This window comes from Actinopolyspora lacussalsi subsp. righensis (assembly GCF_900116555.1).
Classification (GTDB): domain Bacteria; phylum Actinomycetota; class Actinomycetes; order Mycobacteriales; family Pseudonocardiaceae; genus Actinopolyspora; species Actinopolyspora lacussalsi.
Window position 1 is genome coordinate 37,563 of the sequence record NZ_FPAT01000008.1, and the last position, 13,132, is coordinate 50,694.

Below are 13,132 nucleotides of genomic sequence, written 5' to 3' on the forward strand. Positions count from 1 at the left end.
AAGGCGTTTCGGCGACCACCGGATCAGTGGGCACGCCGCACGGTGGTACGGCGCCACACGATCCACAGCGAAACGGCGGCGAGCAGGGCCACCACTCCAGCGGCGGACCACGCCTCGGCCAGTCCGGCGTGCGAGGCCACCACCCCGAATAGCAGCGGCCCGGCACTACCGCCGATGTAGACGCCGGTCTGGCTGACCGAGGTCGCGCCGGCGACCCGTCGCGGGTACAGCCCGGCCACCGCGAAATTGAGCAGTCCCGGCCACGACCAGCCCGCCCCGAAACCGACGACGGCTCCGATCAGGAACGCCACCGGAAGCGGCAGCGCCATCAGCACGAATCCCGCGGATCCGATCAACAGCAGCAGCGTGATCACCACTATGGGGTTCGGATTCCTGCGGTCCGCCAGCACCCCCATCGCCAACCGCATGCACAGCCCGGCGACCGACCCCACAGCCAGCACCAGCCCGGCGGCACCGGGGCCGAACCCGACCTGCACTCCGGTGGTGGTCACGAAGGAACCCAACGAGTTCGCCGCCGCCGAGGCGAGACCCGCTGCCAGGGTTATCAGCAGCAGCACGCCCCTGCCCGGCTCGACCGACTCCCGCCCAGCGGCGATGGCGGAACCGCCGTGTCCGGTCACGCTCCTCGGCACGGCCAACGCGGCACACATTCCGACCAGCGCCGCACCCGCGAAGGCCCAACGCCAGCTGAACGTCAGCGCCACGGCCGGAACGGCCAACCCCGCCAGCAGGGTGGATGCCGGAATGGCGGACTGCTTGATGCCGAAGGCTGTGGCGCGGCGATTCGCGGGCACGCATCGCGCGATCAGCAGATTGGAGGCGGGCTGCCCCAGGGCGTTGGGAAGCCCTGCCAGCCACAACATCGCCAGCAGCCAGCCCAGGTTCCGAGAGGTCGCGATACCCCCGGCACAAACCGCGCTGCCCACCGCGGCCAGCCGCATCGCCGGAACGGGCCCGATCCGCTCGGAGAGCCACCCCATCAACCGGGAGGAGAGCGCCGCCACCGCGAAGAATCCGGCGGCGCCGGCACCGAGCACAGCGGGACCGAATCCGAAGTCCTGTTGCAGCTGAACCCCGAGACCTCCGACGAGGAACGCGGGCAGGATTCCCACCGTAACCACGACCGCGACCGACGACATCGCCCGTTTGGGCAGTCGGACCACGGGGTCACGTGTCAGCGGCATCGCTTCCGGCATCACGGCACCAGTCCCTCGTCGGCTCCGGTAAGGGGCACCCGAGCGTCATAGCACTCCGCGCCGTTGCACCGAACGGACTAGTGACCGATCCCTCGCCCCGGTGCACATTTCGCGAGAAATCGACGCCGCGCCGATCAGTCCCGGAAGGCCTGCACCCCCGTCATCGCGGCACCGATCGTCAGCGCGTGCATCTCGGAGGTTCCCTCGTAGGTCAGCACCGACTCGAGATTGGTCATGTGTCGCATCACCGGGTACTCCAACGAGATGCCGTTGGCACCCAACACGGTCCGCGAGGTACGCGCGACCTCCAGCGCGCCGCGCACGTTGTCCAGCTTCCCGAAACTGACCTGCTGCGGCAGCAGCCTGCCCTCGTCCTTGCGCCTGCCGAGGTGCAGTGCGAGCAACCGTCCGTTGTGCACCCGCACCGCCATGTCGGCGAGCTTGGACTGGGTGAGCTGGTGCCCGGCCAGGGGTTTGCCGAACTGCTCGCGCGAGGTGGAGTAGTCCAACGCCGCGCGCAGACAGCTGTGCGCGGCACCGTTGGCTCCCCAGACGATGCCGTACCTGGCCTCGTTCAAACAGCTCAACGGACCACGCAGCCCGGTCACCTCCGGCAGCACGGCGTCCCGCGGCAAGCGGACGTCGTCGAGGACGAGTTCACTGGTCACGGAGGCGCGCAGTGAGAGTTTGTGTCGCATCTCCGGCGCGGCGAATCCCGGTGTGTCGGTGGGCACGACGAAGCCGCGGATGCCCTCGTCGGTGCTCGCCCAGACGACCGCGACATCGGCGATCGTGCCGTTGGTGATCCACATCTTGCGACCGTTGAGGATCCAGTCGGTACCGTCCCGACGTGCCGAGGTGCGCATCGAGGCCGGATCCGAGCCGTGGTCGGGTTCGGTCAGCCCGAAACAGCCGATGGCCTCACCGGCCGCCATGCTCGGCAGCCAGTGCTGCTTCTGTTCCTCGGAGCCCCAACGCCAGAGGGCGAACATCGCCAGCGAGCCCTGCACCGACACCAGCGAGCGCAGACCGGAATCACACGCCTCCAGCTCCTCGCAGGCCACGCCGTAGTCCACAGCCGACATCCCGGCGCAGCCGTAACCGTCCAGATGCATGCCGAGCACGCCGAGCCCACCGAGTTCACGTGCCAGCTCGCGCGCGGCGGGCAGCTCACCGTTCTCGAACCACTCCCCCACGTAGGGCTGCACCCGGTCGCGACACAGCGCCCGGACGCTGTCCCGGATGGCCAGTTGTTCGGTGCTGAGCTCGTCGTCGATACCCAGCGGGTCGCGGGGATCGAAGTCCGGGCGGGATCCGGCGTTCATCTGCTCATGCCTCCAAGGACGCGTCAGATCGGGTGAATGTCCATCCCCGAACCGGTGAGATCGCGAGCGCGCGAGCCCGGTTCGGGCGCGGCCGGCGGCGTCCCGCGGCCGAGCAGCCAGTCGAGGATCTCGGTGTTGTGTTCGCCCAATCGCGGTGGCGGGGTCGGGTCGGCGTGGCCGGATTCGGACAGTCCTATCGGGTTGCGCACCGACGGGGCGTACCCACTGCCGGGGGAAATCGTGGGGTCCAGCCCCAGGGACTCCGCGTAGCGCACCGCACCGGCCAGGTCGTTGACCTGCCCGCAGGCGATTCCCACCCGCTGCAGTCGGTGCTGCCAGGCGGCTGCCGGACGCGCCCCCAGCACGTTCTCCAGCTCGACCACGAGCTCCTCGCGGTTGTGCACCCGGTCCGCGTTGCTGGCGAACCGCGGGTCGTTGGCCATTCCGACGAGCCCGAGCGTTTCGGTGAATCTGCGGAACTGCTCGTCGTTGCCCACCGCCACCGCGAGCGACGCGTCCTCACAACGCAGTGTCTCGTAGGGGGCGATACTGGGATGCCGGTTGCCCATGCGTTCCGGGCTCTCACCGGTCGCCAGGAAACCGCCGACCTGGTTGACCAACCCGGAAAGCAGGCTGGAGAGCAGATTGACCTCGATGTGCTGCCCGCGGCCGGTGGACTCGCGCTGCCGCAGCGCGGCCAGGACACCGAGCGCCGCGTCCTTGCCGGTGAGCACGTCGACGACGGCCACGCCCACCTTGTTGGGCGGCCCGTCCGGTTCCCCGGTGATGCTCATCAGCCCGCCGACGGCCTGCACCACGAAGTCGTACCCGGCCAGCTCCGCTCCTTCCGCACTGCCGAAACCGGAGACGGAGACGTAGAGCAGGCCGGGGTTGTCCGTTCGAAGGCTCTCGTAGTCGAGCCCGAACCGCCGCAGCGAGCCCGGCTTGTGGTTCTCCACCAGCACGTCGGCGCGGCGTGCGAGCTCGATCGCGGCAGCACGGTCGCGCTCCGCGGTCAGATCGAGGGTGACGCTGTGTTTCCCCCGGTTCAGCGATTGGAAGTAGGCGGAGCCCGATTCGGTCCACGGCGGCCCCCAGGACCGGGTGTCGTCCCCGGTGTCGGGGCGTTCGACCTTGACGACGGTGGCGCCGAGATCGGCGAGCAGCATCGTCGCGTAGGGCCCCGCGAGCACCCGGCTGAAGTCCGCGACGAGCACCCCCTCCAGCGGCAGAGTCCGCGCCATTCGGCTCTCACCTTTTCTCGCGTTCGCGGCGCGTACCGCGTCCTGTCGGTGTCCTCCGTCACCGCCGTACGACAGCCTTTCGAGTGGCCGAGTGTGATCACCTCAACGACTTCGGTGGTACGGAAGGCTTGCGGCGGCGTAAGGTTGGATCCAATATACAGTTGAGCGGGCGCCGGTCAAGCCGAACCGAACGTGAGAGGGACTACCCCTCCGACCGCATCGGTCCAGTAACGGCTTTCCCGGAGACCACGGGCCCGTCGGGCGCACGAAGAGGTTCCACGGACACTCGACTCCGACAGCGGATCACGGGAGTGAGATGCCACGACCGCCGACAACCCAGCAGTTCGTGCTCGAGGAGCTGCGCAGAGCGATCCTGTCCCGTCAGCTGGCGCCGAACCAGCCGATACGGCAGGACAGCGTGGCGCACGAGCTGGGGGTCAGCCGGGTACCGCTCCGGGAGGCGCTCAAAACGCTGGAGGCGGAGGGGCAGGTGGTCTACCGCCCGCACCGGGGCTACACGGTCGCCGAGCTGTCACTGGCGGACCTGCTCGAGGTCTACCGGTTACGCGAACTGCTGGAGACCGAGGCCGCCCTGGTTTCGGCCACCAAGGCCGATGAGGCCGACTCCACGGCGGTACGGGCGGAGCTGCGTGCCGTCGCCGAGGCCGCGGCGAACGACGACCTGGTGGAGATGATCGCGGCCAACCGCAGGTTCCACTTCGCGATACTGGAACCGGCGGACATGCCGTGGCTGATGCGCATGGTGCGCACGCTGTGGGACACCACCGACGCCTACCGGGCGGTGTACTACAACGCCCCCGACAACCGGAGTCGCGTGCTCGAGGAGCACGAGGCGATCGTGCGTGCCTTCGAGGCGCGCGATGGCGCGGAACTGGCCGAGCTGCTGCGACGACACCGGGAACACGCCGTGGCGGCGTTGCGGACGACGCTGGACGAGACCGCGAACGGTTGACCCGGCACCACCGGTCGAGGACACGCGGTGCGAGTCCGCGCCACATGCCCTCGGGCGAGCTCCGGTGGCAGCCGGACCTCAGTAGTCGTAGAACCCCCGCCCCGACTTCTTGCCGTTCAGTCCGGCGTCGACCATGCGCCGCAGCAACGGCGGGGCCGCGTAACCGGGATCGCCGTACTCGGCGTGCATCGAGTCGGCGATGGCGACGATCGTGTCCAGCCCGACCATGTCGGCCAGTGTCAACGGTCCCATCGGGTGAGCACAGCCGAGCACCATCCCGTTGTCGATGTCCTCGGCAGCGGCGAAGCCGCCCTCGTACATCCGCACCGCGGAGAGCAGGTACGGCACCAGCAGCGCGTTGACCACGAAACCGGCCCTGTCCTGCGCCCTGATGGGTTGCTTGCCGAGCTGTTCGGTGGCGAACGCCGAGGCCACCCGCACTGTTTCCTCCGAGGTGACCAGCGCGGGCACCAGTTCGACGAGTTTGAGCACCGGGACCGGATTGAAGAAGTGGACACCGATGACGCTGCCGGGCCGCTCGGTGGCTCCCGCCAGCTTGGCGATCGGAATGGACGAGGTGTTGGAGGCCAGCACCGCGTCCCGGTCGGTGACCACCCTGTCGAGCTCGGCGAACACGCCGGTCTTGATGTCCGGGTTCTCGGCCACGGCCTCGACCACCAGCTGCCGGTCGGCCTGTTCGGCCAGTTCGTTGGTGATGCGCAACCGGCCCAGTGCCGCGTCCCGGTCCTCCTCGGCGAGCTTGCCGTTGCCGACCGCGCGGTCCATGGACTTCCGGATCCGCGCCCGGGCCGCCTCCGCCGCGCTCTCGTCGATCTCGGAAAGCACCACGTCGAGACCTGCCCGGATACTGACCTCGGCGATACCCGAGCCCATCAGACCGCCACCCACGACACCGACACGTTGGATCTGCCCCACCACTTACGTCCTTTCGCGCAATGACCGAACGTCGAGCCCACGCTCGACGTTCGGGAAGTACTCGACCGAGAATTACCGAACAGTAACCCCGGTTACCCTAGTAGTTCGACAACGGCACGAAAACAGCCCGCGCCGCGCGACGAACGGCCCCGCTCCGCGGCGTGGCGAATCCGAGATGTCGCGAATCCCACGGCCGGGAATCCACGGCCGGGACGACAACCCGGATTCAGGCGGTGGCCGTGGTGGACAGATAACGGGAGAACCAGGCACCGGCGACCTCGGCAACCTGCAGCAGCGCACCGTTCTCCTCGAACAGGTGGGTGGCACCGGGAACCCGGTGCACCTCGTGGTCGACCGGGATGTGTCGAGCCACGTTCTCGTTGAGCCGCAACACCTCGCTGTCGCGCTCGCCCACGATCAACAGCGTCGGTGCCCGCAGGGCGGCGACCCGCTCGGTGGTCAGATCGGGACGTCCGCCGCGCGATACCACCGCACGCACGTCGTGCGGTCTGCGGGCGGCCGCTCCCAGGGCGGCGGCCGCCCCGGTGCTGGCACCGAACAACCCCAACGGGCGGTTCCGCAGTTCGGCACGCTCGGAGATCCAGTCGAGCACCCCCAGCACCCTGGCGGTCAGCAACTCGACGTCGAACCGGAGCCTGCCGTCGAGCTCGTCCTGGAGCCGTTCCCGGGGCGTCAACAGGTCCAACAGCAACGTGGCCAACCCCGTCTCGTTCAACCGTTCGGCCACGGCGACGTTGCGCGGACTGTGCCGCGAGGAACCGCTGCCGTGCACGAACACCACGAGTCCACCCGGGTTGTCGAGTCCGGCCAGATCACCGGTCAACTCCTCGTCACCGCTGGTCTCCCTCGCGGGCAACGACACCTCCCGCCCCGAGGAAGTCGCGGCTGTGGTGTCCCGCTCAGCGTCCATCGTCCTCCACCCGTTCGGCGTCCTCCTCCGGTGCCCGTTGCACGACTCCGGGGTCGGTGGCCTCGATGCCCTCGGTTGACGAGGCGCTGCGCCCGGTGCTCTCCACCCGTTCCGCTTCCAGAACGTCGGCGTGGAAGGTCCGTATCGGACGCTCCTCCGCGGCAGCCCCTTCCCCACCGGTCTCACCGTGCTCGTCACGGGACTCCGCCGAGTCGGTGACCGACGAGGCGTCGAGCACGTCAGCACCACCCGCGTCGAAATCGGGGCGTTGCTCCGCCAACCTGCTCTCCAAGCCGGTCCCCTCCGCCTGTTCGCTCGGTGTCGGGCGCTGCCGGCTCACGGGGGACCAGTCATCGGGGGGTTCGAGCCCCTCCTCCAACGGGTCCGCGGCGAGTTCGTCCTCGTCCAGGTCGGCGGCCGACTGCAGCTGGGCGGGGTCTCTGGTCCGGTCCCCCTCGGAGACCGTCTCGTCCGCCGAAGGAGTCTCACCGTCGAACGGATCCGACATGATCGCCTCCGTCTCGCTTCCACTGCTTCCCCCCGAACCGGCGGAACGGTTGCCAGCACGGCTACCCGCGAGCGCGTCGCACGCAAACCACGCGGAACGCGCCTTCGACCGAACGGGCGAGAACGACACACTCGGATCGTCGCTGTCGCGACCGGGCGGGATGTATCAGAATGCGGTGGGACCGTGGTTTTCCGGCGTTTCGGGACGACACCGTTCCACCGTGAATCCTCGGCGGACGGGGTCGAAGCAACGCGGGGCCGAAGCAACGGGGCGGATGCGGAGAGGAGTTCGGCGTGGGGCAACTGCAAACCGAGGTCGAGCCCACCGATGTGGGACTCTGCCCGACGCGGCTGGAACGGATCGAACAGCATTTCGCCGACTACGTCACCGACGGCAGGCTGCCCGGCTGGCTGGTGCTGATCGCGCGGCACGGCAAGATCGCCTACCTGCGCACCCACGGGATGCGTGATCTGGAAGCAGGACTCCCGGTGGAGACGGACACGATCTTTCGGATCTACTCGATGAGCAAACCGGTCACCTCGGTGGCCGCTATGATGCTCTACGAACGGGGACTGCTGGAACTCACCGACCCGGTGGCCGATTACCTTCCGGAGTTCGACCAGCCCCGCGTCTACACCGGGGGCTCGGCCGCCGCCGCACAGACGCGCCCCGCCACCGAACCGATCAGGATCTGGCATCTGCTCACCCACACCGCGGGGCTCACCTACGGCTTCCACCGGATCCACCCGGTGGACCAGATTTATCGCGAGCAGGGGTTCGAGAACGGATATCCGGCCGAACTCGATCTGGCCGGGGCGTGTGCCGCGTGGGCACGGCTGCCACTGCTGTTCGACCCCGGTACGGCCTGGAACTACTCGGTGGCGACCGACGTGCTCGGACGCGTGATCGAGGTGATCTCCGGCAGCACGCTCGACGAGTTCTTCCGGGCGAACGTCTTCGAACCACTGGACATGCGCGACACGGATTTCGCGGTGGCGGAGTCGGAACTGGACCGGCTGGCCGCGCTCTACAGCGTGGACCGCACGCGCCGCGCCGTACGCAACGAACGGTTGAACCGGGTGAGCACCAGCCGCCCCCGGGTACTTTCCGGAGGTGGCGGCCTGGTCTCGTCCGCACGCGACTACCACCGCTTCACGCAGATGCTGCTCGGCGGCGGAGTGCTCGACGGCAACCGGCTGCTGAGCAACCGCACGGTCGGGTTCATGACCCGCAACCACCTGCCGGGCGGAGCTGATCTGGCCGAGACGGCGATGGGGTCGTTCTCCGAATCCACCAACGCGGGGAAGGGTTTCGGGCTGGGGTTCTCGGTAACCGACCGCCCGCAGGCCTCGAAGGTGCTGTCCTCGCAGGGACAGTACGCCTGGGGCGGGATGGCGAGCACCGCGTTCTGGGTGGATCCCGGCGAGGACCTGACCGTGCTCTTCCTGACCCAGTTGATGCCCTCCAGCGCTCACCCGATCAGGACACGGCTGCAGGCGCTGGTGTACCAGGCGCTGGTCGACTGACTCCACACGGTCCGGTGCCAACCGGGACGGATGAGGCAGCGCCGGAAGCGGCTACCCACCGACCCTCGCGGAGGGCCGAAGTCGGGTGTTGGCTGTCCGATGTCGGCCCCTGAGCGCGAGAGAGGACACGTGGAACCGCGCTCAACTGCCGCGGTTCTCCCCCAGTTCCTCCACGATGGGGTTGCTCGTCGTCTCGGTCTCGTGCTCGGCCAGTCCGTCCGCGGTGCGCCGGGTGTTCTGGTCGGCCTTGTCGGCATCGGTCTGCCCCTGCTGGGAAGCCGGGTCTAGTTGGAGCGAACGCCCCACCTCGGTGAGGTTCTCGTACTCGTCGGCACGCGGCATGGCACGCAACGCGGCGAGCAGTTCCGCGTCGGCACCGTTGTTCTCCGCGTACTCGACTATCCGGTCCTTGCTCGCCGGGAAATCCAGTCCGGACAGACTCGTTTTCAGATCGGCTCGATCCACAGCCACGGTCGGCTCCTTCTCTTTCGGGTGATGAGGTTGTCCTCGGGTAATGGGGTTGTCCTCGGGTGAGGTCCCCTGGGGAGAGACTCAGTCGCCACCGCCCACGTCGCTGTAGCGCAGCAGGCTCGCGACTCCTCCGGTCAAGCTGTTCCGTCGTGGATCGACCAGCACGAGATCGGCGTGAGTGCCCACCAGCGACCACAGCACGGCCGTGTCGGCGGCGACTCGCTCCGGGGCGGAGACCCCCATGTCACGCAGGGTCCGCTCCTCGGTCGCGACCTGGTTCGGTTCGGTTCCGATCCACAGGGTCTCCGGCTCCTCAGCGCTGTGGGAAACCTCGCGCAACAGGACGGCGACCTGGCCGCGCTGCAACGCACCCACCGTGTCAGGCCACCCGTCGGTCGCCCGGTCGCGCTGGCCCAGCTCGCGTTCGAACTCCCCGACGACGGATTCCGACCGTTCCCGCCGTGCGGAGTCGACCGCCTCGGAAACCTCGCGCTGCAGGCTCGCCTCGGAAGCGTTGCGGTCGCGGTGACTGGCCTCGGTGTCCACCACCCGGTCCCGGAGTCCCTTGCGCAGGTGGTCGTGCACCATCTTCCGCTGTTGCACGTCCCCCGCCAACACGATGACCTCGGCACCGACCAGCAACGCCTGCCTGTCGATCTCGGCGGCCACCTGGCCCGCGTTGCGCAGCCACTGTTCCTCGACCATGTTGTCGTGGTGCTTCTGGTCGCCTTCCCCGGCCGAGTGGCTCTTGTGCACCGGGCTCCCGTCCCCCTGCACAGTGGTGCCTCCGCTGTGCCGCCCGGCGTCGATCACGTGGATGTCACCACCGGTGTGGTCCACCAACGCGAGCAGATGGGGAATCCGGGCACTGCGCAGTCGCAGGTACGGCATCAGGTGGGGCAGCGGACCGACCCGCGCCAGTTCGTCGTCGGAGAACTCGGTGGGTGGCCGGGGCAGCTCGTCGTCGAAGACGACCCTTCCCCCCGCTGCCACGAGAACCTGGCCCCGTTCCCCGACTCGCCAGCTGTGCGAACCGACCGCTCGCTCGACGGCATCCAGATCGGCGTCGTCGGCACCCAGTTCGCTCAGGCGTTCCCGTGCGGAGCGCCAACGCAGCTCGATCGCCTTGCGGGCGTCCTCCGCATCGGCGGAGGTGTCCAGGTACACCGTCACGAACGGCGGTCGGTGCTGGTACAGGTGCTGCAGATAAGCGAGCTTCATGAAAGCCGCACTCCTACTGTCGTGGTCCGGCTGCTCCCGAGACCCGGCTCCTGTCATGGCCCGGCGGCCACCGTCGCGCTGTCGGCGCTCGGTTCCGGCCGAGCGCGAACCGTTCGGTGGGCCGACAACCCCGGCACGGAGTTCGTGGGGGCCCGGCCCCGCCGGTCATCCGGTTCCGGAGCTGGGAGCGCTACGGGCCTGGGAACGATGTCTGCCTTCGGCCATCTCCTCGACCGTCTTGGCGCAGAAGGCGTCGAGATCATCGGGGTTACGGCTGGTGACCAGGCCGGAATCGACGACGACCCGCTCGTCGGTCCACTCGGCTCCGGCGTTGCGCAGGTCCGTGGCCAGGCTCGGATACGAGGTCATTCGCCGACCACGCACCACGTCGGCCTCTATGAGCGTCCACGGGGCGTGGCAGATCGCTGCGACCGGTTTCTGGTCGGCGAAGAACTCGGCGACGAAACGAACGGCTTCCGGCACCCTGCGCAGGGCGTCCGGGTTCGCCACACCACCGGGTAGGACCAGCCCCGCGTAATCGGCCACATCGGCGTCGGTGACTATCCGGTCCACCGGGAAGGTGTCCGCCTTGTCGAGATGGTGGAACGCCCGAACGGAACCGGAGGAAACCGAAACCAGCTCCGGTAGCCCACCGGCCTGCTCGACCACCTGCCAGGGACGTGTCAACTCCACCTGCTCGACTCCTTCACCGGCGACCAGGAAAGCCACGCGCAGTCCGCTCAGGCTCCCGGCCATTCGTCGAACACCTCCACTCGGCATCGGGCGATCCGTGTGGCCTCGCGTTACCCCGTGGCAGGAGGGCTCAAACCTCACCGACCAACGGGGCCGTCCGAACGGGTAGGTTCGGTAGGGGACCGAAGCCGATCATCGGAGACGTCGGGAGTTCGTGGTGGAACGACTTGCTCCGATCGATCCGGGCACGCGAGCCGAAACGGCATCTCGAAAGGAGTCCTGGTGCGGTCTGGCGAACTCGTCCCGGATTTCGAACTGGCCGATCAGCACGGAGCGCAGCGCACGCTGTCCGAACTGCTGACCGGCGGCATCGTGGTGCTGTTCTTCTACCCGGCCGCCATGACCTTCGGATGCACCACGGAGAGCTGTCACTTCCGGGACCTGGCGACCGAGTTCGCCGTGCTGGACGCCCAGCCGGTCGGTATCAGCCCGGACCCGGTGGACGAACAGGCCCGGTTCGCGGAGCGGAACTCACTGGGATTCCCCCTGCTCTCCGACGAGGACGGTACGGTGGCGCGTTCCTTCGGCGTCCGTCGCGGTTTCGGTCCGCTGCCAGTGAAACGGCACACCTTCCTGATCGATCGCGACAGCCGTGTCCTGCGGGTGATCCGCAGCGAGTTCCGCATGGGGGTCCACGCGGACAGGGCGGTCGAGTTCCTGCGGCAACGCGGCTGACATCCGGTCGTGGCTCGCACGCTCCCGGGATGTTCAACGGTGCACTGTGTCCCACGCGCGAGGCCACCGGGACGGTCGTGCTCCGGGAAGCACACGGAACGTCCCTTCCCAGGACGTCGAGCAACTCGCGAGAGGACGTAACGCACTTGACCGAACGGACCGTCGGCATCGTCGGGGGCGGCATCGTGGGCCTGGCGGTGGGACGCGAGCTCACTCGACGTCACGAGAGCACCCGGGTAGTCGTGTTCGAGAAGGAGAACCGGCTCGGTGCGCATCAGACCGGGCACAATTCCGGTGTCGTGCACGCGGGCCTGTACTACGAACCAGGCAGTCTCAAGGCGGAACTGTGCGCTCGCGGTCGGTCGATGCTGCGCGAGTACTGCTCCGAGCGGGAACTGCCCTATGTGGAGTGCGGCAAGCTCGTGGTGGCTGTCGACGGTTCCGAGCTCGCCCGCTTCGACGCGCTCGAGGCGAACGCGCGGCGCAACGGTGTTCCGGGACTGCGACGTGTGGCCGGTTCGGGGATCACCGAGATCGAGCCCCATGCCGCCGGAGTGGCTGCGCTGCACTCCCCCGAAACCGCGATCACCGACTACGCGGCGGTGGCCCGAGCGTTGGGTGCGGACATCGAGCGGGCGGGTGGCAGCGTCCTGCTTTCCACGGCCGTGACCGGAGTGCGGCGGCGGGTCGGGGGTGTGGACGTCGAGACCGCGGACGGGATCCACTCGGTGGATCGGCTCGTGGTGTGCGCCGGCCTGCGGGCGGACCGGGTGTCCCGCTGGGCCGATGGTGCCGACGGACCGCGAATCGTGCCGTTCCGGGGCGAGTACATGCGGCTCGCCCCGTCGGTGCGCGAGCTGGTTCGCGGCATGATCTATCCCGTTCCGGACCCGCGTTACCCGTTTCTGGGGGTGCACTTCACCCGCCGCGTTTCCGGGGAGGTCGAGGTCGGGCCGAACGCGGTCCTCTCCCCGCACCGGGAGGGCTACCGTCGTCGTGACGTGTCCCTGGACGAGCTGCGCGGCATGGCCGGTTGGCCGGGATTCTGGCGGATGGCCCGCGAACACTGGCGCACCGGTGCGGTGGAGATGCTGGGCAGCCTCTCGGTAAGGGCCTACATGCGCACGGCACGCCGTTACGTGCCCGAGGTGGGCGTCACCGATGTGCGACGCGCGGGCGCAGGAATCCGGGCACAGGCCGTGGACCGGGACGGTTCACTGGTGGACGATTTCCGGATCAACCACGAGGACGGCATCACCACGGTGCGCAACGCGCCGTCTCCCGCGGCCACCTCCAGCCTGGCGATAGCCGAGCACATCGTCGACCGCGTGGCGGCGAACTGAGAACGATTC

General features: G+C 68.6%; 13 protein-coding genes. 4 read left to right on the forward strand and 9 right to left on the reverse strand.

Features of this window, described 5'->3' with window-relative positions:
* Positions 1-23: 23 nt before the first annotated feature.
* The 3 genes from BM394_RS14990 to BM394_RS15000 form a co-directional block, all read right to left on the reverse strand.
* Positions 24-1,217, reverse strand: a complete 1,194-nt coding sequence (locus BM394_RS14990) for an MFS transporter (protein WP_092979054.1) — start codon at positions 1,215-1,217, stop codon at positions 24-26.
* Between the two features lie 134 nt (positions 1,218-1,351).
* Complete coding sequence (locus BM394_RS14995; RefSeq protein WP_092979056.1) at positions 1,352-2,542, reverse strand: acyl-CoA dehydrogenase family protein; 1,191 nt, start codon at positions 2,540-2,542, stop codon at positions 1,352-1,354.
* 23 nt (positions 2,543-2,565) lie between these two features.
* The gene (locus BM394_RS15000; protein ID WP_092979058.1) at positions 2,566-3,786 is read right to left on the reverse strand and encodes a CaiB/BaiF CoA transferase family protein; all 1,221 of its coding nucleotides are present in this window, start codon (positions 3,784-3,786) and stop codon (positions 2,566-2,568) included.
* A 316-nt stretch (positions 3,787-4,102) separates the two neighbouring features.
* On the opposite strand from BM394_RS15000, the gene BM394_RS15005 reads away from it, so the two are divergent.
* A complete protein-coding gene (locus BM394_RS15005) occupies positions 4,103-4,759 on the forward strand; it encodes a GntR family transcriptional regulator (RefSeq protein WP_092979060.1) in 657 nt (218 codons plus the stop codon).
* A gap of 78 nt (positions 4,760-4,837) precedes the next feature.
* Here the strand turns inward: BM394_RS15005 and BM394_RS15010 are convergent, their stop codons facing one another.
* The 3 genes from BM394_RS15010 to BM394_RS15020 all read right to left on the reverse strand — a co-directional run bounded on the left by BM394_RS15010 (position 4,838) and on the right by BM394_RS15020 (position 7,134).
* Positions 4,838-5,695, reverse strand: coding sequence for a 3-hydroxybutyryl-CoA dehydrogenase (locus BM394_RS15010; protein WP_092979369.1), 858 nt, complete (start codon positions 5,693-5,695; stop codon positions 4,838-4,840).
* A 226-nt stretch (positions 5,696-5,921) separates the two neighbouring features.
* Positions 5,922-6,626 carry a dienelactone hydrolase family protein gene (locus BM394_RS15015; protein WP_092979062.1) on the reverse strand — a complete coding sequence of 235 codons (705 nt, stop codon included), beginning with the start codon at positions 6,624-6,626 and terminating at the stop codon, positions 5,922-5,924.
* Positions 6,616-7,134, reverse strand: coding sequence for a hypothetical protein (locus tag BM394_RS15020; protein WP_139235237.1), 519 nt, complete (start codon positions 7,132-7,134; stop codon positions 6,616-6,618). Before BM394_RS15020 ends, BM394_RS15015 begins: the two co-directional genes overlap by 11 nt.
* A gap of 293 nt (positions 7,135-7,427) precedes the next feature.
* Between BM394_RS15020 and BM394_RS15025 the strand changes: the two genes are divergently transcribed.
* Complete coding sequence (locus BM394_RS15025; RefSeq protein ID WP_092979066.1) at positions 7,428-8,660, forward strand: serine hydrolase domain-containing protein; 1,233 nt, start codon at positions 7,428-7,430, stop codon at positions 8,658-8,660.
* 141 nt (positions 8,661-8,801) lie between these two features.
* Here BM394_RS15025 and BM394_RS15030 read toward each other — a convergent pair whose 3' ends face one another.
* The 3 genes from BM394_RS15030 to BM394_RS15040 all read right to left on the reverse strand — a co-directional run bounded on the left by BM394_RS15030 (position 8,802) and on the right by BM394_RS15040 (position 11,108).
* Positions 8,802-9,131: a DUF2795 domain-containing protein gene (locus BM394_RS15030; protein WP_092979068.1), complete on the reverse strand. Its 330-nt coding sequence runs from the start codon at positions 9,129-9,131 to the stop codon at positions 8,802-8,804.
* Positions 9,132-9,212: 81 nt separating this feature from the next.
* Positions 9,213-10,352: a baeRF2 domain-containing protein gene (locus BM394_RS15035; protein ID WP_092979071.1), complete on the reverse strand. Its 1,140-nt coding sequence runs from the start codon at positions 10,350-10,352 to the stop codon at positions 9,213-9,215.
* Positions 10,353-10,517: 165 nt separating this feature from the next.
* A complete protein-coding gene (locus BM394_RS15040; protein ID WP_092979073.1) occupies positions 10,518-11,108 on the reverse strand; it encodes a type 1 glutamine amidotransferase domain-containing protein in 591 nt (196 codons plus the stop codon).
* A gap of 219 nt (positions 11,109-11,327) precedes the next feature.
* On the opposite strand from BM394_RS15040, the gene BM394_RS15045 reads away from it, so the two are divergent.
* Both BM394_RS15045 and lhgO read left to right on the forward strand, forming a co-directional pair.
* Positions 11,328-11,780 (forward strand): peroxiredoxin, encoded by a 453-nt coding sequence (locus BM394_RS15045; protein ID WP_092979075.1) that lies wholly within the window; start codon positions 11,328-11,330, stop codon positions 11,778-11,780.
* Between the two features lie 146 nt (positions 11,781-11,926).
* Entirely contained in the window at positions 11,927-13,123 is a 1,197-nt protein-coding gene (gene lhgO / locus BM394_RS15050; RefSeq protein ID WP_092979371.1) for an L-2-hydroxyglutarate oxidase, read from the forward strand.
* Positions 13,124-13,132: the final 9 nt, after the last annotated feature.